This window comes from Dermatophilaceae bacterium Soc4.6 (assembly GCA_039889245.1).
Classification (GTDB): domain Bacteria; phylum Actinomycetota; class Actinomycetes; order Actinomycetales; family Dermatophilaceae; genus Lapillicoccus.
Genome location: JAZGVH010000002.1, coordinates 1,209,233 through 1,233,600, shown reverse-complemented (window position 1 = coordinate 1,233,600; position 24,368 = coordinate 1,209,233). Strand labels below are relative to the sequence as shown.

The following is a 24,368-nucleotide window of genomic DNA, read 5'->3' as shown; positions in this document are numbered from 1 at the left end:
AGGGGCGTCGGTGCGGAGGCGGCGCTCAGACGGCGCTCAGACGGCGCGGCCGGCCTCCTGCGTCTCGAGCTCGCGGCGCAGCTGGTCCAGCAGTCGGGTCAGGATGCGGGAGACCTGCATCTGGCTCACTCCGAGCCGGTCGGCGATCTGCGACTGGGTGAGGTCCTGGTCGAAGCGCAGGCTGACCACCAGGCGCTCCCGGGGCGTCAGGGACCCGATCGCGGCGTGCAGGGCGACCCGGTCCTCGACGTGCCCGATCTCGTCGTCCTGGGCCGGCAGCTGCTGCTCCAGGCTGGGCGCGTCGTCACCGGGGTGGTGGTCGAAGGACAGCGTGGTGAACCCGGTCGCAGCCTCGAGGGCCAGCTGCAGCTCACCGACGGCGACCTCCAGCTCGGCGGCCAGCTCCTCGGCGAGAGGGGGACGGTGCAGCCGCTGCTCGAGGTCGCGGCTGGCCGGACCCACCCGGGCATGCAGCTCCTGGAGCCGACGTGGTGGCCGCACGGCCCACCCGTGGTCGCGGAAGTGCCGCTTGACCTCACCAGTGATCGTGGGCATGGCGAAGGCGGGGAAGATCACGCCGCGCTCGGCGCTGAAGCGGTGCACGGCCTTGAGCAGACCGAGCCGGGCCACCTGCACGAGGTCGTCCCGCTCGATCCCTCGACCGCTGTAGCGGCTGGCGATGCCGTCCGCCAGCGGCAGGTGGAGCGCGACGAGGCGCTCCTCGAGCCGATGGCGTCGGTCCTCGTCGTCGCTCGCGTCGCGCTCGGCGAAGAGTGCCGTGGTGCGCGAGGAGAGGTCGTCGCGCACCTCGTCGCGAGCGGTTCCGAGTCCGCTGGGGTGGTGGCGCAGAGCCCTGCGGGAGACGTGATGAGGGGTGGCGGGGCGCATCGGCGCCCGCACGGTGGCCAGAGTCGACATGTCGACCTTCCGTGAAGGTTTCGAATGGCACTCTGCTGGACCATCTACCTGACCAAACCACTAACTGGCCGTCATGGCAACCCTGATGCCGTTTGGGCCGGGCCGAGGAGGGTAAATACCTGGCGTTCCGGGCCACGAGACGGCCGCTTGCCGACAACGGCGGCGAGGCCCCGGCCCGGGCGCACTCGACGACGAGGAGGTCGGCATGGGGGGTGGGGCACGTGACGGACGGTCGCACGGTGGACACCGGAGCGCCGACGTGATGTCGGTGCGCGAGCTGATCGGTGCGCTGTCGGCGCTGGAGGACGCGCGTCGACAGTACGAGGGCCGCAGCGTCGCCGAGCGGAGGGTGGCGAGGGAGATCGCCGCCCGCGAGGCCGAGGTCCTGGACGAGCTACGCCGACGTCGCGGTGACCACGGTGAAGCGGCCGTCATGACCCCGGCGGCCGACCTGCCGACCCTCGACCCAGACCCCGGCGGTGTCAGCGGTGCCTCCGAGCGCGAACGCCGCGGCGAGGGCTGACTCCGGGTCGGGTGCGTGGCGCATCACCAGCTCGGCGGTGGTGCCGTCGGCGGGGCGCACCCACACGGCGTCGAAGCGGCGCCCCACATCGAGGTCACCGGTCACGTCGCCGAGGCCGAGCGCCAGCGCGCCGGCACGGGTAGCGAGGTGCAGCAGGTGCGCCGGGTGCAGGGCAAGGCCGCCCGGGCCGAGCAGCTGCTGGTGGAAGAGGGCCTGCAGACCCTCCTTCAGCAGCGAGAAGCCCGTGCCGGCCCCCACGTCCGAGCCCAGGGCGACGGCCACCCCCGCCTCCACGTGCCTGCGCAGGGGGAAGAGTCCGCTGCCGAGGGCGGCATTGCTCGTCGGGCAGTGCGCGACCGCAGCCCCGCGGGCGGCCAGCACCGCCAGCTCGTCCTCGCGAGGGTGCACGTCGTGGGCGAGCACGGTGTGGGGCCCGACCAGCCCGTGTCGGTCGTAGGAGTCGAGGTAGTGGCGGGCGGTGGGGAAGGCGCGCCCCACCGCGGCGATCTCCTCGGTGTTCTCGTTGAGGTGCGAGGTGACCAGCGAGCCGGGCACCTCGCGGGCGACCTGCGCGCAGGCGGCGAGCAGCGCGTCGGAGGCCGACAGGCTGAAGCGGGGGGTCACGGCATACCGCAGACGGCCGTGGCCGTGCCACCGCGCCGCGAGCTCGAGCGACTGGCCGAGGGCTCGCTCGGGTGTCGTCAGCAGGTCGTCGCGCAGCACGCGGTCGGCGACGACCAGCCCTGCGGTGACTCGCAGCCCGACCTGGTGCGCCCGGGTGAAGAGGGCGTCGACCGCTGGCGCGAAGTGGCTGCCGAAGACGAGGGCAGTGGTCGTGCCGGCCCGCACCAGCCCCGACACCAGGTCGTTGGCCACCCCCTGCCCGTATGCCGCGTCGTCCAGGCGCGCCTCCTCCGGCAGCGCCCAGCGCTCGAGCCACTCCAGCAATGGCAGGCCGAGCCCACCGATGACGCGCACCTGGGGGAAGTGGACGTGCGTGTCGACGAACCCGGGGAGGACGAGCCCCCCGCTCAGGTCGAGCTGGTCGACGTCGGGGTGCCTCGCGGAGAGGGTCGTCCACGGACCGCGCTCGCGGATGACACCGTCTTCGACCAGCAGCCCCCCGTCCTGCTCGTGGCGGAGCGTGCCACCACGGAAGGGGTCGTCGGGGGTGTCGAGCAGCGTGCCCCGCACGAGCATCGCGCCCACCGCGGACTGGGCCGGGACGGTCGTCACCGGGCGCCCTCGCGCCGGGCGTCGGCGCGGGCCAGCAGGCCGAGCAGCTCGACCGCGACCCCCAAGGCGATCGAGGCAGGGTCCTTTCCCGAGACGAGGTCTCCTCCGACGGGAGTTCGCACGCGGGCGACGGCAGCGTCGTCGTGTCCCTCGTCGCGCAGCCGCCGCTCGAAGCGGCGCCACTTCGCGGTGGAGCCGATCAGACCGATCGAGCCGAGGTGCGCGCTGCGCAGGGCGACGTCGACCAGCGCGATGTCCTCGGCGTGGTCGTGGGTCATCACGAGCACGTGGGTCCCAGAGGGCAGCTCGCCGAGCACGAGCTCGGGCACCGGGCTGTGGTGCGGTCGGAGGGTGGCGCGCCCACCAGCCAGGGCGGCCAGCCGGGCCGGCTCGATGTGAGCCGGGCGCGAGTCGACGAGGTGCAGCTCGAGGTCGTGCCGCGACAGGATGCGGGCGAGCTCGGTGCCCACGTGCCCGAGACCGAAGACGGCGACCGCAGGCACCACCGGCAGCGGCTCCAGCAGCAGGGTCACCTCGCCACCGCAGCACTGGATGCCGTGCTGCGTCGGAGCGTGCTCCGTCAGGGCGCTGGTGGTCAGCTCGGGGGTGCGGCGGTCGTCGGCGAGCAGGCGCCGCGCGGTCTGGATGGCCGTGGCCTCCAGGTTGCCGCCACCGATGCTGTCCCACGTCTCGTCGGCGGCGACGACCATCTTGGCGCCGGCCTCGCGCGGGGCGTGGCCCCGCACGACGGCCACGGTCACGAGCACCCCGGCCCGGCGCTCGCGGCGCAGCAGGGTCAGGGCCGTCAGCCAGGTGCCGGCGGTGGCCGTCACCGGGTCACCGGCTCGGCGTCGGACTCTGTCCGCGGATGGAGCGGGGGCGCACTGGCGGGTGGCTGCTCGGGCTCGACACCCGACGACCCTTGTGCCGCAACGGTTACCGATCCTCGATTGGTGCCCGCGCGGGCCTGCTCGAGGGCCCACCACACCGCCTCCGGCGTCGCCGGGGAGGCAAGGTCGACGCTCGTGCCCTCGGGCCCGAACGCGGCTGCCGCCTGGCGCAGGGCCTCGCGCACGCAGAAGGCGAGCATGAGCGGGGGCTCACCGACCGCCTTGCTGCCGTAGACGACACCGTCCTCGTGGGCGTCCTGCATGAGGGTCACCCGCAGGTCGTCGGGCATCTCCGAGAAGCTCGGCAGCTTGTAGGTGCTGGCCGCCTGGGTGGCGAGCCGGCCGCGGGTGGGTCCGTCGCCCTCGTCCCAGCGCAGGTCCTCGAGGGTGAGCCAGCCGGCGCCCTGCACGAAGCCGCCCTCGATCTGGCCGATGTCGAGCATCGGCGAGAGGCTGTCGCCGACGTCGTGCACGATGTCGACCCGGCGCGTGCGGTAGGCGCCGGTGAAACCGTCGACCTCGACCTCGGCCGCCGCGACGCCGTACGCGTAGTACTTGAAGGGGGTGCCGTGCATGCGGGTGGAGTCCCAGTGCAGCCCCTCGGTGCGGTAGAAGCCCGCTGCCCACAGCTGCACCCGCTGCGCGTAGGCGGTGCGCACCAGGTCCTCCCAGCTGAGCGACTCGCCGCCGACGACGCCGCGCAGGCGTGCCGTGATCTGGTCGCAGGCGTCCTTGATGGCCCCGCCGTTGAGGTCGGCGCCCGAGCTCGCCGCTGTCGCACTGGTGTTGGGCACCTTGTCGGTGCGGGTCGGGGCGAGACGCACCTGGGCCAGCGGCACCCCCAGAGCGGTGGCCGCCACCTGCAGCATCTTGGTGTGCAGGCCCTGACCCATCTCGGTGCCACCGTGGTTGATGAGCACCGAGCCGTCCTTGTAGACGTGCACGAGCGCCCCGGCCTGGTTGAAGGCCGTGAGGTTGAAGGAGATGCCGAACTTCACGGGGGTGATGCCGATCGCCCGCCGCGAGTGCTCGTGCGTCGCGTTGTAGGTAGCTACCTCGGCCCGCCGCCGCTCGAGCTCGCCGGTGGTCACGACCTGCTCCCACGCCCGGCCGAGGCGTTCGGGGTGACGCACCTCCTGCCCGTAGGGCGTCGCCTGCCCGGCCTCGTAGAAGTTGCGCCGACGCAGCTCGTGCGGGGCGACGCCGAGGAGGGGAGCGCAGCGGCCGAGGACGTCCTCGATGACGAACATGCCCTGCGGCCCGCCGAACCCGCGGAACGCGGTCTGCGAGGTCTTGTGGCTCTTGGCGATCCGGCCGTTCACCCGCACGTCAGGGATCCAGTAGGCGTTGTCGATGTGGCACAGGGCCCGGGCGAGCACCGGCTCGGAGAGGTCGAGGCTCCACCCGCCGTCGGCGGTGAGGGTGGCGTCGAGGGCCTGGAGACGCCCGTCCGCGTCGAAGCCGACCCGCCACCGGGCGTGGAAACCATGTCGCTTCCCGGTCATCGTCATGTCCTGCGTGCGGGTGAGCCGCACGCGCACCGGACGGCGGGTGAGGGTCGCCCCGAGGGCCGCGACCGCGGCGAAGCCGTGAGGCTGCATCTCCTTGCCACCGAAGCCGCCTCCCATCCGCAGGCACTGCACGGTGACGGCGTGGCTCGGCACCCCGAGCACGTGCGCGACGATCTCCTGGGTCTCGCTCGGGTGCTGGGTCGAGCTCTGCACGAAGACCTGGCCGGCCTCGTCGACCAGTGCCAGCGAGGCGTGGGTCTCGAGGTAGAAGTGCTCCTGGCCCGCGATGTCGCTCTCGCCGCTGAAGACGTGCGCCGACCGGGCCAGCCCGGCCTCGACGTCGCCCCGCACGAGCTGGGGCTGACCGCCCTGGAAGCTGCCCGCCGAGATCGCGTCGTGCACGCTGACGAGTGAGGGCAGCGGGTCGTAGTCGACCTCGACGGCGGCGGCGCCGAGCCGGGCGGCCTCGAGGGTCTCGGCGAGCACCCAGCACACGGCGTGCCCGACGAACATCACCTCGTCGGGGAAGAGCGGCTCGTCGTGCTTGACGCCCGCGTCGTTGGTGCCCGGCACGTCGGCGGCGGTCAGCACGCGCACGACACCCGGCACGGCGAGGGCAGGTGACGGGTCGAGCCGGGTCACGCGGGCGTGGGCGTGCGGCGAGCCGACCGGGTGGCTGTGGAGCACCCCGGAGGTCCGGCCGACGAGGTCGTCGGTGTAGAGCGCCTCGCCGGTCACGTGCAGAGCGGCCGACTCGTGCGGGATCGCTTCTCCGACAACGGGGTTCGCTGGTCGTTCGGAGAGGGTGCTCATGCGCCGTCGCCGTTCGAGTGGTTGGTGCGGCCGGCGCTGTCGCCGGCGGTGTCGCCGGTGGTGTGGGCGCCGAAGAGCCGGGGGAGTGACGTGCCGAGCATGGCCGCCCGGTAGCGCGCGCTCGCCCGGTGGTCGTCGAGCGGTGTCCCCTCGCCCCGGAGCACCGCCGCCGCGGTGAGGACGGTCTCGCGCGACCAGGGGCGGCCCTGCAGGGCCGCCTCGGTGGCGACGGCCCGCACCGGGGTGGCCGCCACGCCGCCCAGGCCGATGCGCGCCCGGGTGACGAGCCCACCGTCGAGCCGCACGGCATACGCGATCGCGACGGCGGAGATGTCGTCGAAGCGGCGCTTCGCGATCTTGTGGAAGGCCGTCACCTCGGCCAGGGGCAGGGGGATGCGCACGGCGCGGATGAGCTCGTCGGGTGCGCGGACGCTGCGCCGGTAGCCGGTGAAGTAGGTGTCGAGCGGGACCTCGCGCTCACCCTGCGGCCCGGTGAGGACGAGGCTGGCGTCGAGGGCGAGCAGCACCGGCGAGGCGTCACCGATGGGTGAGCCGGTGCCGAGGTTGCCGCCCAGGGTGGCACCGTTGCGGATCAGCCGTGAGGCGAACTGCGGGAAGAGGCTGTCCAGCAACGGGATCCGGCCCCCCAGTCGTTCCTCCACCTCGGAGAGCGTGAGGCCCGCACCGATCTCGATCACGTCGTCGCTGACCGTCAACGCGCGCAGCTCGGGCAGCCGGTCGATCGCGACCACGAGGGAGGCGCGGGTGCCGTGCAGGTTGACGGCGACGCCCCAGTCGGTGGAGCCGGCGACGACGACCGCGTCGGGGCGCTCGGCGAGCAGGGCGGTGACCTCGTGGAGCGTCGGCGGGCGCACGAAGTCGGCGACGCCGTGGGTGAGCCGGGTCGGGCGGGCGTCGGGGGCCGGGGTCGACGTGCGGGCGACCAGGGGGTCGTCGAGGGCCGGGTGGCCGAGCGCCCAGGCCGCGTCGCGGATCGGTCGGTAGCCGGTGCACCGGCAGAGGTTGCCCGACAGCGCGTGCAGGTCGAAGCCGTTGGGCCCGTGCTCGGTGTCGGCTGGGGTGTCGTCCTCGGGGTGGGGTGACCGACCGGGCCGGTAGTACTCCGCCGCCATGCTGGCGACGAAGCCCGGGGTGCAGTAGCCGCACTGGGAGCCGCCCCGGACGGCCAGCTCGTGCTGCACGGGGTGGAGAGCGCCGCTCGTGCCGAGCCCCTCGGCCGTGACGACCTCCTGCCCGTCGAGGCCGGCCGCTGGCACGAGGCACGCGTTGAGAGCGGTCCACCGGCTGGTCCCGCCGTCCGCTCCCGGGCGCAGGACCAGCACCGAGCAGGCCCCGCACTCGCCCTCGGCGCACCCCTCCTTGGCCCCGGTCAGGCCGACCCCGCGGACGAAGTCGAGGGCCGAGGTGTGCAGCGGGACACCCGTCAGCGGGTAGGTCGTGCCGTTCACCGTCACGGCGGCCGCGTCGGCCGGGACGGACCCAGGGGTCGGGCCCGGGGAGACCTGCACGCTCATGTCCGCTCCTTGTCGCCGTGAGGGCCGAGGATATCCCCGCGGTGTCACAGGCGTGTGGCGGCACGGCGTGACGCGGCCGGAGCGGCGGGCGCGGGTGCGGACGTGCACAACCCTTCACGTGAAGCCGTGTGCGGGTCGCGTGACCTGAATCGCCGCCATCACCCTTCACGTGAAGCCGTGTGCGGGCCGGCCGCGGCCTGCGGGGGACTCAGCGTGACCACCGTGGCCAGCGTGATCACTGACTTGAGCGCCTCGTCCGGGAGCAGGTCGCGGACGATCGCCTCGACCTCGGCTTTCGTGAGGTGGAGCGAAGAGCTCCGTTCTGCCACAGTCGGATACCGGAGCGCACGACGTCCGCGTCGAGGAGGGGGTGAGGCCTCGTCGACGCGGACGTGTGGGTGGTGCGGGTCAGGCGGCAGCGATCACGTGGGGGGCAGGACGTCGACCTGGGCCGGCACGCCGTCCTTGCTCAGCAGCCCGACGGGGCAGGTCATGCCGTTGGGGCCGTGGTTGCAGTAGCCGCCAGGGTTCTTGTGCAGGTAGCCCTGGTGCAGGTCCTCGGCGAGGTAGTAGGGCCCGGCCTGCGAGGCGGGCAGGATCTCGGTCGAGATCTCGCCGTGCCCGGCCTCGGTGAGCACCTGCTGAAAGGCGTCGCGGGTCGCGGCCGCCGCCGCCTCCTGGCCTGGGGTCGTGTAGTAGATCGCCGAGCGGTAGGCCGTGCCGACGTCGTTGCCCTGCCGGTTGGCGGTCGTCGGGTCGTGGTTCTCCCAGAACTGCTTGAGCAGCAGCTCGGGGGTGGTGACTGACGGGTCGTAGACCACGTGCACGGTCTCGGCGTGCCCGGTCAGCCCGGTCGTCGACTCGTTGTAGGTCGGATGAGGCGTGTAACCGCCCATGAAGCCGACCGACGTCACGTAGACGCCCGGCTGCTTCCAGAAGATGCGCTCGACGCCCCAGTAGCAGCCCATGGCGACATAGATGCTCTCGAAGCCGTCGGGGTAAGGGCCCTCGAGCGGCGTCCCGAGCACCACGTGGGTGGGGGCGACCGCGAAGGGCCGGGTCTCGCGGCCCGGGAGGGCGTCCTCGCGTGCGACCATCGTCGACTTCTTGCCGAAACCGAACATCTGCTCCACCTGTCCTCACGTGCGTCGCGGCCAGCACCTCCGGCCTCACTGTGGGCAACGACCGGCCCGGCGCCACCATTCCGGTGGCCCACCTAGACTTCAGCAGGTGCCCGTCACCTCTGCGCCGCTGGACACCCTGCGCACCGTCTTCGGCTACGACGCCTTCCGCGGCGACCAGCAGGAGATCGTCGAGCACGTCGTCGCCGGTGGGGACGCACTGGTGCTCATGCCGACCGGTGGTGGAAAGTCGCTCTGCTACCAGATCCCGGCCTTGGTGCGGCCGGGCACCGGCATCGTCATCTCGCCGCTCATCGCGCTGATGCAGGACCAGGTCGACGCCCTCACGGCGCTCGGGGTGCGGGCCGGCTTCCTCAACTCCACGCAGGACCTCGGCACCCGTCGCGAGATGGAGCGGGCGTACACCGACGGCGAGCTCGACCTGCTCTACCTGGCGCCCGAGGCGCTACGCAGCCAGTTCACCCTCGACCTGCTGGGGCGCGGCGACATCGCCCTCTTCGCGATCGACGAGGCGCACTGCGTGGCGCAGTGGGGGCACGACTTCCGGCCCGACTACCTCATGCTGACCGTGCTCAAGGAGCGCTGGCCGCAGGTCCCGCGCATCGCGCTGACCGCGACCGCGACGGCCGCCACCCGCACCGAGATCGCGACCAACCTGTCGCTCACGGGCGCGCGGCACTTCGTCGCCGACTTCGACCGGCCCAACATCCAGTACCGCATCGTGCCCAAGGCCGAGCCGCGGGTGCAGCTGCTCGACCTGCTGCGCACCGAGCACCGGGATGACGCGGGGATCGTCTACTGCCTGTCGCGGGCATCGGTCGAAGCGACCGCGGAAGCCCTTGCCAAGCAAGGCATTCCGGCCCTGCCCTACCACGCGGGGCTCGACGCGTCGGTCCGGTCTCACCACCAGAGCCGCTTCCTGCGCGAGGAGGGGCTGGTGATGGTCGCGACGATCGCCTTCGGGATGGGGATCGACAAGCCCGACGTGCGCTTCGTCGCCCACCTCGACCTGCCGAAGTCGGTGGAGGGCTACTACCAGGAGACCGGCCGAGCCGGGCGCGACGGGCAGCCCGCGACGGCGTGGCTGGCCTACGGCCTCGCCGACGTCGTGCAGCAGCGGCGGATGATCGACACCTCACCGGGTGACCTCGCGCGGCGCCGTGCCCAGGGCGCTCACCTCGACGCCATGCTCGCGCTCTGCGAGACGACGCTGTGCCGCCGCGGGCAGCTGCTGCGCTACTTCGGTCAGGAGCCCGGCGAGCCCTGCGGCAACTGCGACACCTGCCTCGTGCCGCCGACCGTGTGGGATGCGACCATCGCGGCGCAGAAGCTGCTGTCGACCGTGGCGCGGCTGGCCTCCGAGCGCAACCAGCGCTTCGGGGCCGGCCAGAGCATCGACATCCTGCTCGGTAAGCGCACCCCCAAGGTGGCCCAGCACCACCACGACGGCCTCTCGACCTTCGGCATCGGCACCGACCTCACCGAGCAGCAGTGGCGGGCAGTCACGCGCCAGCTGCTGGCTCGCGGACTGCTCGCCGTCGAGGGCGACCACGGCACGCTCGCGCTCACCGAGGGCAGCGGCGAGGTGCTCGGGCGCCGGCTCGAGGTCGAGCTGCGGGTCGACCCGACGCCCGCGAAGGGCCGTCGCGGCTCGGGTGGTGGGTCGCGCTCGTCGCGGGCGGCGGCCGCTGTGGCCGACCTGTCACCGGAGGCCCAGCCCGTCTTCGAGCGGCTGCGGGCCTGGCGGGCGGCCACCGCCAAGGAGTCAGGTATGCCGGCCTACGTGATCTTCCACGACGCGACCCTGCGCCAGATCGCTGGCGACGCACCGGCCGACCTCGCCGCGCTCGGACAGGTCAGCGGGGTGGGGCAGGCCAAGCTCGAGCGCTACGGCGAGCAGGTGCTCGAGGTGCTCGCGGCGGAGTGAGCCAGCCGGTCGGTCGCATCGTGCCCCGGGGTGGTCATCTCGACACCTACCCGTCCGGTTTGCCCGCGCCGGTGAGGGAGGAAGTGGACAGGGGGGTGTCGACCAGACCACCACCACCCCGAACCCGTGGGTGCCGGGCGATGCCTCGGCCTGTGGACAGGTGCGGCCCAGCCGACGCCCCTGGCGGGCGGATAGCCTGACCCGTATGACGACCCCCACCCCCGGCTTCTCCACCCGCGCGATCCACGCCGGTCAGGATCCCGATGCGGGCACCGGTGCCGTCGTCACCCCCATCTACCAGGTCTCGACCTACAAGCAGGACGGCGTCGGCGGCTTCCGCGGCGGCTACGAGTACTCCCGCTCGGCCAACCCCACCCGCACCGCGCTCGAGGAGTGCCTCGCGGCCCTCGAGGGCGGTGAGCGTGGCTTCGCCTTCGCCAGCGGCCTGGCCGGGCAGGACACCCTCATCCGGGCGCTGCTCACCCCGGGCGACCACCTCGTCATGCCCAACGACGCCTACGGCGGTACCTACCGGCAGGTGGCGCGCGTGGCCGGCCCGCAGGGCATCGCGCACACGGTCGCCCCCACGGCCGACGTCGACGCCGTGCGCGCCGCGATCGAGCCCGGCCGCACCCGGCTCGTGTGGGTCGAGACGCCCAGCAACCCGCTGCTCGGGGTCTCCGACATCGCCGCCCTCGCCGAGGTCGCCCACGCCGCCGATGCGCTGCTGGTCGTCGACAACACCTTCGCCACCCCCTACCTGCAGAACCCTCTCGCCCTCGGCGCCGACATCGTCACCTCGTCGACGACGAAGTACCTCGGCGGTCACAGCGACGTCGTCGGCGGTGCCGTCGTCGTGCGCCACGACGTCCCGGTGGCTGAGCTGAAGGACGCCGCCGACCGCATCGCCTTCCACCAGAACGCGATCGGCGGCGTGGCCGGGCCCTTCGACTCGTGGCTCGTGCTCCGGGGGCTCAAGACCCTCGCCGTCCGCATGGAGCGCCACTGCGACAACGCCGAGGCCGTCGTCGCCTACCTGCAGTCGCACCCCGCCGTCGAGAAGGTGCTCTACCCCGGCCTGCCCGACCACCCCGGCCACGCCGTCGCGGCCCGCCAGATGAAGCGCTTCGGTGGCATGGTCTCGGTGCTGCTCAAGGGTGGCGAGGACGCCGCCGTCGCCGCGTGCGGAGCGACGACGGTCTTCACCCTCGGTGAGTCGCTGGGTGGGGTGGAGTCGCTGATCGAGCACCCCTTCCGCATGACCCACGCGTCGGTCGAGGGCACCGCGCTCGAGGTGCCGCGCGGGCTCATCCGGCTCTCGGTCGGTATCGAGGACGAGGCCGACCTGCTGGCCGACCTCGACGTCGCCCTCGCCGTCCGCGGCTGAGCGAGTCGACCCCGGCGGCCGACCGACGTGACCCCCCCGGTGCCCACCGTCCCTTCCCGACTGCTCTGCGTCGACGTCGGCTCGACGTGGACCAAGGCGGCGCTGGTCGACCTCGGTGAGGCCCGGATCGTCGCGACGGCCGCGGTGCCCACCACCCTGCGGCCCGACGTGATGGTCGGCGTGCAGGCGGCCCGCGCGGCGGTCGGCGCCGCTGACGACACACCGGCTCTCGCCTGCTCCAGCGCCGGCGGCGGCCTGCGGCTCGCGGTCGTCGGCTACGAGCGCAGCGTGACCGCCGAGGCCGGTCGCCGGGTCGGCCTGAGCGCTGGCGCCCGGGTCGTGCACGTGGCCGCCGGCGAGCTCGACGGGCAGGGGGTGCGTGACCTGCGCGCGGCGCGACCCGACCTCGTGCTCCTGGTGGGCGGCACCGACGGAGGCAACGCGGATGTGTTGCTGCACAACGCCGCTCGCCTCGCGGCGGCCCGGCTCACCGCGCCGGTCGTCGTCGCCGGCAACCGCGAGGCAGGCAGTCAGGCCGCCGGCCTCCTCGCCGCCACGGGCCGACGTCACGTCGTCACCGACAACGTCGTCCCGCAGATCGGCGTCATCGACCCCGAGCCGGCGCGCACCGCGATCCGCGCCGTCTTCCTCGAGCACGTCATCGGCGGCAAGGGTCTGTCGCGAGACAGGGCCTTCGCGACGATGGTGCGGGCCGCCACCCCCGACGCAGTGCTCGCGGGCGCCGAGGTGCTGAGCGCCGCCACCGGCACCGACGTGCTGCTCGTCGACGTGGGAGGCGCCACGACCGACGTCTACTCCTGCCTCACCCCCGAGGGCGAGGACGCCAGCCTGCGCAAGGAGGTCGTCGGGCGCCTCTGGCACGCCCGCACCGTCGAGGCCGACCTGGGCATGCGCTGGAACGCCGACGGCGTCGTGGAGGCCGCCGCCCGCGAGCACCTGCCCACCAGCTCGGGCCTCGTCCCGTATGCCGCGTCCCTCGCCGAGCGGCCCGACCACCTGCCGGTCGACGCCCACGAGCAGACCCTCGACCTCGAGATCGCCCGGCTCGCGGCGACCGTCGGCGTGCGTCGTCACGCCCGCCCGCAGGCCCCGGGCGAGGGGCCCCGCCCGCTCGCCGACGTCGGTCTCGTCATCGGCTCGGGCGGGGTGCTGCGTCATGCCCCCGCGGGCGGTGCAGCCGGGGTGCTCGAGGCGGTCACGACCGACCACGGCGGCGGGTGGCGCGTGCCGGTGGCTGCGCGCACGGCGGTCGATGCGGCCTACGGGCTCTTCGTCGTCGGGTTGCTCGCGCGCGAGCAGCCGGACGCGGCACTCGCGCTCGCACGCAGACTCGGGGCCTCGATGGGGGTTGGTGCATGACCACCCTCGACGAGGTCGGGTCCGTCTCGGCCGTCACGGCCATCTGCCTGCTGCTGGCGCTGCTCCTGCGTGAGCGGGCACCGGCGACCTGGCCGCGCAGCGCCCTCGGCCTGGCGCCCGTCGCCCTGGTCGGCTCGTTCTTCGCCATCGCCGGCGGCGGCAGCCGCTACCTGCTGCGCTTCGCCGCCGTCGACGGCGTGATGGTGCTCGCGACCGTCGCGCTCGCCGTCGCACTCGCAGTGGTGCTCCGCGGGCGGGGGTTCACGTGGCCGATGACGCTGTGGTTCGCCGGGTGCGTGCTGCTGGTCGGGGTGACGACCCTGCCGTCGGGCAGCGGGCCGCCCGCCCTGCGCGCCGACGCCGTGGACTCCCTGCGCACCTGCGTGACCGACCCCGGCCGCTGGCTGCCGCCCGGCCTCAACAAGGTGGCCCGCAGCCAGGTCAGCGCCGAGTTCGTGCCCAACATCGCGCTGTTCATACCTCTCGGCCTGGGTCTCGTCCTCGCCCTGGCCGGTCGCGGCGAGGCGCCCCTGTCCACCCGGCGCGGGCGGCTGCTCGTCGTGCTGCTGCCCCTGGCCGTGTCGGTGTCGATCGAGACCTACCAGGCCGTCCTGACGACCCGCGTCTGCGCGCCCATCGACGTCATGAGCAACACCGCCGGAGGCGTCCTCGGGGGCCTGCTGGCCTCCGGGCTGCTGCTGTCACTGCCCCGCGCGGCTCGGAGCGGGCCCGTCGCGGCGACGTCGCCCCCACCGGCTGAGTAGCCTTCTCGTCATGCCCACAGGCCCTCAGCTGCCCGTCACCGCGGACGACATCCTCGCCGCCCGCGACATCCTCGACGGCGTCGTGCGCCCGACCCCGCTGGAGTACTCCCGGGCCCTCAGCGAGCGGGTCGGCCAAGAGGTCTGGCTGAAGTGCGAGAACCTCCAGCGGGCCGGCTCGTTCAAGATCCGCGGTGCCTACACCCGCATGGCCCGGCTCTCCCCGCAGGAGAAGGCGGCCGGCGTTGTCGCCGCCTCGGCCGGCAACCACGCGCAGGGGGTCGCCCTCGCCGCCCAGCTGCTCGGCATCCAGGCCAAGGTCTACATGCCGGTCGGTGCGCCCATGCCCAAGCTCGTCGCCACGAGGGCCTATGGCGCCACGGTCGAGCAGGTCGGCACGACGGTCGACGAGTGCCTCGTCGAGGCCGCCGCCTGGTCTGCCCAGACCGGCGCCGTGCTGGTCCACCCCTTCGACCATCCCGACATCGTCGCCGGCCAGGGCACGTGCGGTCTCGAGATCCTCGAGCAGTGCCCCGAGGTGCGCACCGTCGTCGTGTCCACCGGGGGCGGTGGCCTGCTCGCCGGTATCGCCACCGCTGTGCGGGCGCTGCGCCCCGAGGTGCGGGTCATCGGCGTGCAGGCGGAGATGGCTGCGGCCTACCCGATGTCGTTGCGGGCCGGGCGCCCGGTGGCCCTCGAGCGGATGGCGACCATGGCCGACGGCATCGCGGTCGGCCTGCCCGGCGCGGTCCCCTTCGCCATGGTGGCCGAGCTCGTCGACAGCGTCGAGACCGTCGACGAGTCGGCACTCTCGCGCGCCCTGCTCTTCCTGCTGGAGCGGGCCAAGATGGTCGTCGAGCCGGCCGGTGCGGCGTCGGTCGCCGCCCTGCTGGAGCCGTCGGGCCGACGGCTCGAGGGGCCCGTCGTGGCCGTGCTCTCGGGAGGCAACATCGACCCGCTGCTGCTGCTGCGCATCATCCGGCACGGGATGGTGGCTGCCGGGCGCTATCTGTCCTTCGCCGTGCAGGTGCCCGACCGCCCCGGCACGCTGGCTCGGCTGCTCGCCGACCTCGCCGCGGCCGACGCCAACGTCGTCGAGGTGCGCCACGGCCGGTCGGAGGCGGGGTTGAGCTACGACGAGGTGGAGATCGCGGTCGAGTGCGAGACCAAGGGCCCCGAGCACCGTGAGGAGCTGCTGCGGGCCCTGCGCACCGACGGCTACCGGCTGATGTTCCGGTGATGGCGCACCGGTGACCGCTCAGCCCTGGTAGCGCTCGACGTTGAGCACGGTGACCTCGATCGTCTTGCCGGCCGGCGTGAGGTACTTCGACGTCGTGCCGACCTTGGTGCCGTTGATGGCCTTGCCGAGGGGCGACTGCTCCGAGAAGACCTCGAGGTCGCTGCCCTCCTGCTTGATCTCGCGGTGACCGAGCAGGAAGGTCTCCTTGTCACCGAACATCTCGACGGTCACGAGCATGCCGGGGCCGACGACGCCCTTGGGGGTGGCCGGAGCCTCGCCGACGGTGGCCTTCTCGAGCAGCTGCGTCAGCTGGCGGATGCGGGCTTCCATCTTGCCCTGCTCCTCCTTGGCCGCGTGGTAGCCGCCGTTCTCCTTCAGGTCACCCTCCTCGCGCGCCGCCTCGATGCGCTTGGCGATCTCGGAGCGACCCTCGCCGGAGAGCTGGGCCAGCTCGGCCTGCAGGCGCTCGAACGCGTCCTGGGTGAGGTAGTTCGTCGCGGTGTCAGTCATGAGCGGTGCTCCTTGATCGGGTCGGCCTGCGCGGGAGGCCGCTGGGCCGGGTGGTGGCGCACCCTCAGCAAAAGGTCCGGACCGAGACGGTCCGGACCCGCGTGGTGTCGCTGTGCCAGTGTACCGACTCCCCGTACGCGGAGTGCCCGGGCGTGCCCCGGGAGTGCGGCCTGCGCTGCCGCGACGGTCGGGGTCCGGCCCCTGTCGTGCGGGCCGGACCCCGACGGTGCGGGCTGATCGGCCGCCCCCACGGCGGCCTGACCTACCCCGGCGAACGAACCCCCACGGCCCGCTCAACCATCGTGGTTCCTAGTATGTACGTATTGTCCTCCGTAGTACAAGTGCCCTAGTCCCCTCCTTTGTGGGCGTTACGAGTAGGAGTAGAAGGCACGCCCGGTCTTGCGCCCCAGCAAGCCGGCGTCGACCATCCGGTTGAGCAGGGGAGGCGCGGCATACAGCGGCTCCTTGAACTCCTCGTAGAGCGACTGGGCCACGGCCTGCGTGGTGTCGAGCCCGATGAGGTCGGCCAGCGCGAGCGGGCCCTGTGGGTGGGCGGCGCCGAGCACGAGACCCTGGTCGATGTCCTCGGCGGTCGCGAATCCCGACTCCATCATGCGAATCGCACTGAGGATGAAGGGGATCAGCAGGGCATTGACCACGAAGCCGGCCCGGTCCTGGCAGTCGATCGCCTGCTTGCCGAGGCTGCCCTCGACGAAGGCGCGGGCCCGCGCGGTCGTCTCGGGCGCGGTGAGCAGGCTCGGGACGAGCTCGACGAGGGCCAGCACGGGCACGGGGTTGAAGAAGTGGATGCCGAGCACCTGGCTGGGCCGGCCGGTCACGACGGCGAGCTTCATCACCGGGATCGACGAGGTGTTGGAGGCCAGGATCGCATCGGGCGCGGTCACGATCCCGTCGAGGCGGCGGAAGAGGGTCGTCTTGGCGTCCTCGTCCTCGACGATGGCCTCGATGACGAGCTCGCGGTCGGCGAGGGCCTCGAGGTCGGTGACCACCCGGAGCCGCTCGAGCACCGGCTCGGCGTCGGCCAGCTTGCCGCGCTCCTGGGCGCGGCGCAGCGAGCGCTCTATCCGGGCTCGACCGTCGCGGGCCCGGCCCTCGTCGGACTCGACCACGACGACGCCGTGACCGGCGCGGGCGCAGACCTCGGCGATGCCGGCTCCCATGAGGCCGCAGCCGACGACGCCGACCGACATCGGGGCGGTCTCGCCGTCGCCGGTGGCTGTCGAGAGGGGGGGACGGGTGCTCATGAGGGTCCTTGCGGTGGGAGGGGTGGTGAGCTCAGGTCGGCCCGGTCAGGTCAGCGCGTGCGGACGCAGTCGGTGACGTTGCCCGTCACGGCGCGCGACGCCGTGCGCACGGTGATCTCGTGGTGGGTGGTGCGCTCACCACCGGTGGGGATGACCAGCTGGGCGCTGCCGACGGCGGCGAAGGTCCCGTCCTGCGCGGTGACCGTGCAGGTGACCGGCTGCGTCGGGGGCCGCGTCACGTCGAAGCTGACCGAGACCTGGCGGTCGCTGTCGACCTTGTAGCCGACCGTGGTCGCGGTGATCCGGTCGGGTGAGTCGGCGGCGGTCCACCAGATGATCACGCCGGCGACGAGCACGGCGACGGCGCCACCGATGACGCCCCACCACCGGCTCGGTCGGCCGGGGCGGGGGGTGGGCTCTCCGGAGGTGCGGGTGCCCGCGGGCGGCAGTGTCGGTGACATGATGGTCCACGGTAGAACGCCAGCGACACACGCACAGAGCCGGGAGCGGGATCAGGTATGCCGGGTGGTCCGGAAGACGGTCTGGAGACGGGCCGAGCACGCGCAGCATCGAGCGACGGGATCAGCGCGGACGGGTGGCGGCTGATGGCCGTCCACGCCCATCCCGACGACGAGTCGAGCAAGGGCGCGGCGACCATGGCGAAGTACGCCGCGCAGGGCGCGCGGGTGCACGTCGTCTCCTGCACCGGCGGCGAGCGGGGCGACATCCTCAACCCGCGCCTCAAGGAGGACGTGCACATCCTGCGCGACCTCGCCCAGGTGCGCCGCGACGAGATGGCGGCCGCCCAGGCCGTGCTGGGTGTCGAGCACACCTGGCTGGGGTTCGTCGACTCCGGCCTGCCCGAGGGCGACCCGCTGCCATCGCTGCCTGACGGGTGCTTCGCCCTCGAGCCGATCGAGGTCACGACCGAGGCGCTCGTGCGCGTCATCCGCGCCTTCCGCCCGCACGTCCTGACCACCTACGACGAGGTCGGCGGCTATCCCCACCCTGACCACATCAACTGCCACGTGGTCTCCATGGCCGCGGTCGCCGCGGCCGCCGACCCGACGGCCTACCCGCAGGCGGGTGAGCCGTGGCAGCCGCTGAAGGTCTACTACAACCACACCTTCACGCGCTCGCGCGTCGAGACGTTCCACCACGCGATGCTCGAGGCGGGCCTCGAGTCGCCCTACGCCGACTGGCTCAAGGACTGGAAGCGCCCCGACCGCCGGGTCACGACCCGAGTCGAGTGCGCCGAGTTCTTCGATGTGCGCGACCGGGCCCTGCTGGCCCACGCCACCCAGGTCGACCCCGACGGCAACTGGTTCAAGGTGCCGCTCGACCTGCAGCGCCGGATCTGGCCGACCGAGGACTACGAGCTGGCCCTCTCCTTCGTGCCGTTCACCGACGGTGAGGACGACCTCTTCCTCGGGCTCGGGGCAGCACACGAGGCCGACGCGCTCGGCGCCCGCGGCGGCCTCGACGTCGCCTACGACGGCCGCACCTCGGTCGAGCCGGTGGAGAGGGTCGACGCCTGATGGGCGGCGGCACCCCGAGCACCGACATCGGTCCCGGCCTCGGGGCCTTCGTCGCGTTCTTCGCCCTCGCCCTCCTGCTCTGGCTGCTCATGCGCAACATGAACGGCCGGATGCGTCGGATGGCCTACGTCGAGCGGGAGCGGGTGACCCGTCTCCAGGAGCGGGACGCCGAGCTGCGCGGCGAGACGCCGGCGGTCGGCGGTGCGGCAGGCTCGACCACCGGCTCCGGCGACTCGCCCGAGCCCGGGCCCGGGAGCGAGCCCGTCCCGGGCCGATCACCCCACCGACCACCGAGCCCACGAGGCGATGACGATGAGCACGAGCCCTCCGCAGTCCTCGACCGCTGACGCCGTCATCGATGCCCTCGCGGCCGGCGCCGACGAGCTGGTGCCCGTCGCGGAGGGCCTGACGGCGCAGCAGCTGCGGGCGCACACCCGCCCGGGCGAGTGGTCGAGCGCCGCGGTGCTCAGCCACCTCGGCAGTGGTGCGGTGATCGCGCTGGCCGGGCTCGAGGCCGCGCTCACCGGCGAGGCCTACGCCGGGTTCGCCGGCAACCAGCCGGTCTGGGACGAGTGGAACGCCATGGAGCCCGAGGAGCAGCGCGACGGGTTCGTCGAGGCGAACGCCACCCTGCAGAGCCGCTATGCCGCGATCGACCCCGACACCAGGCGGACGCTGCGCGTCGACCTGGGCTTCCTGCCCGCGCCGGTCGACCTGGCGACCGCAGCCTGCTTCCGGCTCAACGAGCTGGCCCTCCACTCGTGGGACCTGCGCGTCGCCCGCGACCCCGAGGCGCAGGTGCAGCAGGACGCCGTGCCGCTGCTGCTCGAGAGCCTGCTCCCGATGATGGTCGGCTGGCTCGGGAAGGGCGAGCGTCACGCCGGGCCCGCGGTCTCGCTGGCCGTCTCCCTCGTCGACCCCGAGGGTGAGCTGGGCCTCGAGATCGCGCCGGGTGGGGTGACCCTGGGCGTGGTGCCCGAGGCTCCCGACGGCGTGCTGACCATCCCGGCTGAGGCGTTCCTCCGGCTGCTGACCGGGCGGCTCGACGCCGCTCACACCCCGGCCGGCATCGGGGTCATCGGGCCGGTCGACCTCGACGCGCTCCGGGCGGTCTTCCCCGGGTTCTGACCCGGGTCGCCGCCCCGGGTTCACACCCTCTACGGCCTGACCTGGACGTTGGTGGCCGTGTCGACCGGGGTGTTCGTGTCCGGGTTCATGGCGCCGTCGCGCGAGGTGTCGGCGGTGTCGTAGCGCGTCCTGCCGGGCGTGGGGTCACCGCTGTTCAGGCCGGTGACGACCTTCGAGCCTGGGACCATGCCACGGTTGGCCCCCGGTCAGCCCGGTCAGCCCGATCAGCTGACGGGGGAGGCGCCGACGCCGTAGAGCGCGAGCGACGCCGCGATGTAGTGGACCACGAAGGCCGCCACGGTGAAGGCGTGGAAGATCTCGTGGAAGCCGAACCAGCGGGGGAACGGGTTGGGGTGCTTGGTGCCGTAGACGACGGCGCCCAGCGTGTAGAGCAGACCGCCGACGGTGAGCAGGGTCATGACCACCGGGCCACCGAACTGCAGCAGCGGGCCGAAGTAGAAGACCGCGACCCATCCGAGCGCCACGTAGATCGGGGTGTAGAGCCAGCGCGGGGCGCCGACCCAGAAGACCCGGAAGAGCACGCCACCGATGGCTCCGGCCCACACGATCAGCAGCAGGGTGCGGGCCTGCTCCCACGGCAGCAGCGCCAGGGCGAAGGGCGTGTAGGAGCCGGCGATGATGAGGAAGATGTTGGAGTGGTCCATCCGCTTGAGGATGACTTGGACCCGGGCCGACCAGGTGCCCCGGTGGTAGACCGCCGAGGTCGCGAAGAGGAGCACCGCGGTGACGGTGAAGACGACCGCGCCGACCTTCGCCCGCCCGGCGGGGGCGAGGCAGATCAGCACGATGCCGGCCGCCAGCGCCAGCGGGGCCGTGCCCGCGTGGAACCAGCCGCGCAGCTTCGGCTTGACCGCGGCGACGAGGTCGCTGACGGTGCCGGTGTCGGGGGTGCTGGGCGAGGTCTCCATACGGACCACTATAACCTACGCAACCGTAAGTTACGGAAGCGTAGGTTCTGGATTCGTCGGGAGCGGAACGGCCCGGTCCGGGTCGTCGGGGTCAACCGGGGGGTAGCCTCGGCTTCGGTATGAGCCGACCGTCGTCGAGGAGGGGTCCGTGGGTCTGACCGACCTGGTCTACGGCGCCTACGAGCGCCGCCTGGTGCGACGACTGGACCGCACGAGCGTGCCTCGACACGTCGGGGTCATGCTCGACGGCAACCGCAGGTGGGCCCGCGCCAACGGTTTCGAGACCCACGACGGCCACCAGGCCGGGGCCGACAAGATCAAGGACCTGCTCGACTGGTGCGAGGGCGCGGGGGTCGAGGTCGTGACGCTCTGGCTGCTGTCGACCGACAACCTTGACCGCCCCAGCGCCGAGATCGTGCCCCTGCTGCGGATCATCGAGACCGCGGTCGCCGACCTCGCCGACACCGGCCGGTGGCGGCTGCACCCCATCGGCGCGCTCGACCTGCTGCCCGCCGAGACCGCCCAGAGCCTCAAGGCCTCGGCCGAGGCCACCCGTGACGTCGACGGCCTGCACGTCAACGTCGCGGTCGGCTACGGCGGGCGTCGCGAGATCGCTGATGCGGTGCGCAGCATGCTGCTGGAGTCGGCGGCGCAGGGCAGCTCGCTCGAGCAGGTGGCCGAGCAGGTCAGCGTCGGGCAGATCGAGGCCCACCTCTACACCAGGGGCCAGCCCGACCCCGACCTCGTCATCCGCACCTCGGGCGAGCAGCGGCTGGGGGGCTTCTTGCTGTGGCAGAGCGCCAAGTCGGAGTTCTACTTCTGCGAGGCCTACTGGCCCGACTTCCGGCACGTCGACTTCCTGCGCGCGCTGCGCTCGTACGCCGACCGCGAGCGCCGCTTCGGGCGCTAGGTGTACTAACCACGGACGTTGGTGACGGACGAGCCTGCTGGACATGAACAGGACCTCCGTGTTGGAGCTGTCTGACGGCAACAACCACACCACGGAGGTCCTCATGTCCCACCGCTCACGCCTCGCTGGCCCCGACCGGACGGCTACGCCTCGCCCGCAGCGTCGTCGACGACGGCTGGCCGCTACGGCGGGCCGCGGACCGGTTCGCGGTCTCGGTCACCGCGGACCAACGGTGGGCCACCTGCTACCGCCTCGACGGCCGGGCCGGGATGCAGGACCGCTCCAGCCGCCCGACCTACAGCCTCCGCCAACTGGCCCGCCGGCTGGCCCGCCGGATCACTGGGGTGCGGGTCTTCCGGCGCTGGGGGCCCGCGCGGATCGCGTACCGGCTACGGCTGAACGCGGCCACCGCCCACAAGGTGTTAACCCGCTACGGAGTCCCGCCGTTGTCGTGGACCGACCCCGCGACCCTACCGGCCCCAGACCAACGGCAAGGTCGAACGGTTCAACCGGACCCTCGAGCAGGAATGCGCCTACGCCCGGCCCTACCGCTCCGAGGCCGAGCGTGTCACCGCTTTCCCGCAGTTCCTAGACACCGACATCACCACCGCGGCCACACCGCACTCAAGGGCGCCTCACCAGCCGAGCGTACCCAACCTCCGTGGGCTCAACAGCTAGATCACTCGTTTCCACAGCCTGGATCGTTCCTTGAATCCAGCGCTCGAGGCGCCTATAATCGAACACATGTTCTACTGGAGAGTGGCCGCGGACGGGGTGACGGAGGGATCCGTGTCACCCCTCGCCCTCGTGGCTGACCTCGAGGAGCTGGACGACGTGGGCGCGCTGGGCCTGGACCTGTCGGACGCCGTCGCCGTGCTCGAGGTCGTGACAGCCGCGTCCGCAGCACTCTCGGCGGTCTCTGCGCTCGCGGCGGAAGCGGTTGCCCGCCGCACCCAGGAGGAAATAACCCGTCGACGCGAGGAGCAACGTCAGCGGGGAGAGAAGGTCTCTGCCCTCGGTGCCGCACAGGCCGCTGCCCAAGCCGCTGACGTTGCGGAAGCAACGCTCGCGCCAGTGCTGCACCTGACGCCTCGTATGACCGGTAGGCACCTGGAGCAGGTCCGGGTCCTGGTCAACGACCTGCCGGGGACCTTCGCGCTGGTCCGCGCCGGCCGCCTCGACCTCCACCGGGCCACCGCGGTCGCCGCCGAGGGCTCTCTCGTCACCCCCGAACGACGTGACGCGTTCGACCGCGAGGTTCTCCACGTCGGGGGGCGGGTCCGGTCTCCGCTGACCGACCTGACCCCCGGATCGGTCCACCGCCGTGCCGCAGCCGCTGCGGCACGGATCGATCCCGACGCCGCTGCCACCCGCGCCCAGGCCGCCCTGGACGGCAGGCACGTGCGGGTCCGGCCCGGGACCGACCCCGGCGTCTCGTCCTGGTCGGCGGTCCTCCCGTCGGACACCTCCTTCAAAGCCTGGGCCGCGGTCGACGCCCTCGCGTCGCAGTACGCCGCCGCGACCCCCGGGATGCTCATCGGGCAAGCCCGCGCCGACGCCATGGCCGACCTGATCCTGGCCCAAGCCACCATCCGCACCCAGATCGAGCTGCTGGTCCCCTACCCCCCCACCACCCCGGCAGACGCTGCCGATGCTGAGGGGAGCGACGCCGAGGGGAGCGCCGCGCAGGTGGTTGGCGCAACACCTGAGCTGGGTGCGATCACGAGGGTCACGATCCGCCCCGGCGGCCGCCCCGCGCCGAGCTGCCCCGCCGACGACGACCCCGACGCGACCTGCTCCATCTGCGCTCCACCCCCACCAAAGGACACCGTCTACGAACGTCACCTGCACCTCATCGTCGCGAACGGCGTCGCGATCACCACCGAGAGCATCACCCCCCGCGACCGACGACCCGACTGCGCGCACGATGACGCCCAGAACACAGCCCACGTGTGGGGTACCGAGCTGGACGAGCTCGATCAGCCCGACGAGCTCGACCGGCCCGATCCGCTCGGGGACGTCTTCAGCGATCCCCTCGATGAACTGCTCTTCGGCCCCGCCGACTGGGCCCCGCTGGCCCGCCCCCCGCTCTTCCCAGCCACCACCGACACCGCCGCTGTCACGGGCGGCACCGGCCCCGCCGCTGTCGCTAGCTACCCATCAATAGGCGTGGCCACCTGCGTGATCGGCGTCCGCCATCACCGCGTCGGGATCATCCTCAACGCAGCCGTCACGACCTGGCTCGCTGACCCCGACACCCGCATCCGCCTGGCCGCCTGCGATGTGGCCTCCGGCACCCTCCGCGGACACGACCCCACCATCTACCGCCCGGGAGCAGCGCTCGCCCGGGCCGTGCGCTCCCGCGACGGCCACTGCCGCTTCCCCGGCTGCACCACCGACGCCGCCCGCACCGACCTCGACCACGTCATCGCGTTCCCCGTCGGCCCCACCGCTGTCACCAACCTCGCCTGCCTCTGCCGCAAGCACCACACCTTCAAACACCACGCCGGCTGGACCCTGACCATGACCCCCGACGCCACCTGCACCTGGACCACCCCCCACGGCCGCACCTACACCACCCACCCCCGCACCACCCAGGACATCGCCGCGTGACGACGTTCCGCCCGCCGACCCACCGCCCGCCGACCCACCGCGCCCGGTCGCCGTCGTCACCCTCCGGGGGGCGCGGACGTTTCAGGCAGGTGAACTCTCGCCGACACGGGCTGCACGGGTGGCGAATAGTGCCTCCGGAGCGCTCTCGACGTCGTACGGTCGTGAAGACGCAGGGCACCCGTCCGGCGTTCGGGAGGCCCTGCATGGAGCGA

At 72.7% G+C, this 24,368-nt stretch carries 21 protein-coding genes and 1 pseudogene; 11 read left to right on the top strand and 11 right to left on the bottom strand.

Annotated features, from left to right (window positions below; genetic code table 11):
• Positions 1-36 precede the first annotated feature (36 nt).
• From V3N99_05710 to msrA, 6 genes are all read right to left on the bottom strand, one after another.
• Positions 37-918 (bottom strand): SigB/SigF/SigG family RNA polymerase sigma factor, encoded by an 882-nt coding sequence (locus tag V3N99_05710; GenBank protein MEO3936242.1) that lies wholly within the window; start codon positions 916-918, stop codon positions 37-39.
• Positions 919-1,312: 394 nt separating this feature from the next.
• Positions 1,313-2,677, bottom strand: a complete 1,365-nt coding sequence (locus V3N99_05705; GenBank protein MEO3936241.1) for a guanine deaminase — start codon at positions 2,675-2,677, stop codon at positions 1,313-1,315.
• Entirely contained in the window at positions 2,674-3,510 is an 837-nt protein-coding gene (gene xdhC, locus V3N99_05700) for a xanthine dehydrogenase accessory protein XdhC (GenBank protein MEO3936240.1), read from the bottom strand. The genes V3N99_05705 and xdhC overlap by 4 nt, the downstream gene beginning before the upstream one ends.
• Complete coding sequence (gene xdhB / locus V3N99_05695) at positions 3,507-5,891, bottom strand: xanthine dehydrogenase molybdopterin binding subunit (protein ID MEO3936239.1); 2,385 nt, start codon at positions 5,889-5,891, stop codon at positions 3,507-3,509. The genes xdhC and xdhB overlap by 4 nt, the downstream gene beginning before the upstream one ends.
• Entirely contained in the window at positions 5,888-7,426 is a 1,539-nt protein-coding gene (locus V3N99_05690; GenBank protein ID MEO3936238.1) for an FAD binding domain-containing protein, read from the bottom strand. Before V3N99_05690 ends, xdhB begins: the two co-directional genes overlap by 4 nt.
• A 422-nt stretch (positions 7,427-7,848) precedes the next feature.
• Complete coding sequence (gene msrA / locus V3N99_05685; protein MEO3936237.1) at positions 7,849-8,550, bottom strand: peptide-methionine (S)-S-oxide reductase MsrA; 702 nt, start codon at positions 8,548-8,550, stop codon at positions 7,849-7,851.
• A 106-nt stretch (positions 8,551-8,656) separates the two neighbouring features.
• On the opposite strand from msrA, the gene recQ reads away from it, so the two are divergent.
• The 5 genes from recQ to ilvA all read left to right on the top strand — a co-directional run bounded on the left by recQ (position 8,657) and on the right by ilvA (position 15,263).
• Positions 8,657-10,495 carry a DNA helicase RecQ gene (gene recQ / locus V3N99_05680; GenBank protein MEO3936236.1) on the top strand — a complete coding sequence of 613 codons (1,839 nt, stop codon included), beginning with the start codon at positions 8,657-8,659 and terminating at the stop codon, positions 10,493-10,495.
• A 205-nt stretch (positions 10,496-10,700) separates the two neighbouring features.
• Positions 10,701-11,882, top strand: coding sequence for a cystathionine gamma-synthase (locus V3N99_05675; protein ID MEO3936235.1), 1,182 nt, complete (start codon positions 10,701-10,703; stop codon positions 11,880-11,882).
• 39 nt (positions 11,883-11,921) lie between these two features.
• Complete coding sequence (locus V3N99_05670; GenBank protein MEO3936234.1) at positions 11,922-13,262, top strand: glutamate mutase L; 1,341 nt, start codon at positions 11,922-11,924, stop codon at positions 13,260-13,262.
• A complete protein-coding gene (locus V3N99_05665; protein MEO3936233.1) occupies positions 13,259-14,026 on the top strand; it encodes a VanZ family protein in 768 nt (255 codons plus the stop codon). The genes V3N99_05670 and V3N99_05665 overlap by 4 nt, the downstream gene beginning before the upstream one ends.
• Positions 14,027-14,036: 10 nt before the next feature.
• On the top strand, positions 14,037-15,263 hold the full coding sequence (ilvA, locus tag V3N99_05660) for a threonine ammonia-lyase (GenBank protein MEO3936232.1): 1,227 nt from the start codon (positions 14,037-14,039) through the stop codon (positions 15,261-15,263).
• 18 nt (positions 15,264-15,281) lie between these two features.
• Here ilvA and greA read toward each other — a convergent pair whose 3' ends face one another.
• From greA to V3N99_05645, 3 genes are all read right to left on the bottom strand, one after another.
• Positions 15,282-15,773 (bottom strand): transcription elongation factor GreA, encoded by a 492-nt coding sequence (greA, locus tag V3N99_05655; GenBank protein ID MEO3936231.1) that lies wholly within the window; start codon positions 15,771-15,773, stop codon positions 15,282-15,284.
• 368 nt (positions 15,774-16,141) lie between these two features.
• The gene (locus V3N99_05650; GenBank protein ID MEO3936230.1) at positions 16,142-17,038 is read right to left on the bottom strand and encodes a 3-hydroxybutyryl-CoA dehydrogenase; all 897 of its coding nucleotides are present in this window, start codon (positions 17,036-17,038) and stop codon (positions 16,142-16,144) included.
• A 50-nt stretch (positions 17,039-17,088) separates the two neighbouring features.
• Entirely contained in the window at positions 17,089-17,499 is a 411-nt protein-coding gene (locus tag V3N99_05645; GenBank protein MEO3936229.1) for a DUF4307 domain-containing protein, read from the bottom strand.
• Positions 17,500-17,643: 144 nt separating this feature from the next.
• On the opposite strand from V3N99_05645, the gene mca reads away from it, so the two are divergent.
• The 3 genes from mca to V3N99_05630 are packed head-to-tail and all read left to right on the top strand — an operon-like array spanning position 17,644 to position 19,704.
• A complete protein-coding gene (gene mca, locus V3N99_05640; protein MEO3936228.1) occupies positions 17,644-18,576 on the top strand; it encodes a mycothiol conjugate amidase Mca in 933 nt (310 codons plus the stop codon).
• Positions 18,576-18,923: a hypothetical protein gene (locus tag V3N99_05635; GenBank protein MEO3936227.1), complete on the top strand. Its 348-nt coding sequence runs from the start codon at positions 18,576-18,578 to the stop codon at positions 18,921-18,923. Before mca ends, V3N99_05635 begins: the two co-directional genes overlap by 1 nt.
• Entirely contained in the window at positions 18,889-19,704 is an 816-nt protein-coding gene (locus V3N99_05630; protein MEO3936226.1) for a maleylpyruvate isomerase family mycothiol-dependent enzyme, read from the top strand. The genes V3N99_05635 and V3N99_05630 overlap by 35 nt, the downstream gene beginning before the upstream one ends.
• A 29-nt stretch (positions 19,705-19,733) precedes the next feature.
• On the opposite strand, the gene V3N99_05625 is transcribed toward V3N99_05630, so the two are convergent.
• Entirely contained in the window at positions 19,734-19,892 is a 159-nt protein-coding gene (locus V3N99_05625) for a hypothetical protein (GenBank protein MEO3936225.1), read from the bottom strand.
• A gap of 36 nt (positions 19,893-19,928) precedes the next feature.
• Positions 19,929-20,633 (bottom strand): hemolysin III family protein, encoded by a 705-nt coding sequence (locus tag V3N99_05620; protein ID MEO3936224.1) that lies wholly within the window; start codon positions 20,631-20,633, stop codon positions 19,929-19,931.
• Positions 20,634-20,781: 148 nt separating this feature from the next.
• On the opposite strand from V3N99_05620, the gene V3N99_05615 reads away from it, so the two are divergent.
• From V3N99_05615 to V3N99_05605, 3 genes and pseudogenes are all read left to right on the top strand, one after another.
• The gene (locus V3N99_05615; protein ID MEO3936223.1) at positions 20,782-21,543 is read left to right on the top strand and encodes an isoprenyl transferase; all 762 of its coding nucleotides are present in this window, start codon (positions 20,782-20,784) and stop codon (positions 21,541-21,543) included.
• Between the two features lie 71 nt (positions 21,544-21,614).
• Positions 21,615-22,221 (top strand): annotated as a pseudogene (locus V3N99_05610) (leucine zipper domain-containing protein).
• A 66-nt stretch (positions 22,222-22,287) separates the two neighbouring features.
• Positions 22,288-24,156 carry an HNH endonuclease signature motif containing protein gene (locus V3N99_05605; protein ID MEO3936222.1) on the top strand — a complete coding sequence of 623 codons (1,869 nt, stop codon included), beginning with the start codon at positions 22,288-22,290 and terminating at the stop codon, positions 24,154-24,156.
• The last annotated feature ends 212 nt before the right edge of the window (positions 24,157-24,368 follow it).

Excerpts from the sequence above, each read along its gene's own strand:
- V3N99_05605 (MEO3936222.1), top strand. The coding sequence starts at position 22,288 with ATGTTCTACTGGAGAGTGGCCGCGGACGGGGTGACGGAGGGATCCGTG.
- V3N99_05675 (MEO3936235.1), top strand. The coding sequence starts at position 10,701 with ATGACGACCCCCACCCCCGGCTTCTCCACCCGCGCGATCCACGCCGGT.
- greA (MEO3936231.1), bottom strand. The coding sequence starts at position 15,773 with ATGACTGACACCGCGACGAACTACCTCACCCAGGACGCGTTCGAGCGC.
- V3N99_05625 (MEO3936225.1), bottom strand. The coding sequence starts at position 19,892 with ATGGTCCCAGGCTCGAAGGTCGTCACCGGCCTGAACAGCGGTGACCCC.
- V3N99_05650 (MEO3936230.1), bottom strand. The coding sequence starts at position 17,038 with ATGAGCACCCGTCCCCCCCTCTCGACAGCCACCGGCGACGGCGAGACC.
- V3N99_05710 (MEO3936242.1), bottom strand. The coding sequence starts at position 918 with ATGTCGACTCTGGCCACCGTGCGGGCGCCGATGCGCCCCGCCACCCCT.
- V3N99_05630 (MEO3936226.1), top strand. The coding sequence starts at position 18,889 with ATGAGCACGAGCCCTCCGCAGTCCTCGACCGCTGACGCCGTCATCGAT.
- ilvA (MEO3936232.1), top strand. The coding sequence starts at position 14,037 with ATGCCCACAGGCCCTCAGCTGCCCGTCACCGCGGACGACATCCTCGCC.
- mca (MEO3936228.1), top strand. The coding sequence starts at position 17,644 with ATGGCCGTCCACGCCCATCCCGACGACGAGTCGAGCAAGGGCGCGGCG.
- V3N99_05665 (MEO3936233.1), top strand. The coding sequence starts at position 13,259 with ATGACCACCCTCGACGAGGTCGGGTCCGTCTCGGCCGTCACGGCCATC.
- V3N99_05645 (MEO3936229.1), bottom strand. The coding sequence starts at position 17,499 with ATGTCACCGACACTGCCGCCCGCGGGCACCCGCACCTCCGGAGAGCCC.
- xdhB (MEO3936239.1), bottom strand. The coding sequence starts at position 5,891 with ATGAGCACCCTCTCCGAACGACCAGCGAACCCCGTTGTCGGAGAAGCG.
- V3N99_05690 (MEO3936238.1), bottom strand. The coding sequence starts at position 7,426 with ATGAGCGTGCAGGTCTCCCCGGGCCCGACCCCTGGGTCCGTCCCGGCC.
- msrA (MEO3936237.1), bottom strand. The coding sequence starts at position 8,550 with ATGTTCGGTTTCGGCAAGAAGTCGACGATGGTCGCACGCGAGGACGCC.
- V3N99_05620 (MEO3936224.1), bottom strand. The coding sequence starts at position 20,633 with ATGGAGACCTCGCCCAGCACCCCCGACACCGGCACCGTCAGCGACCTC.
- V3N99_05635 (MEO3936227.1), top strand. The coding sequence starts at position 18,576 with ATGGGCGGCGGCACCCCGAGCACCGACATCGGTCCCGGCCTCGGGGCC.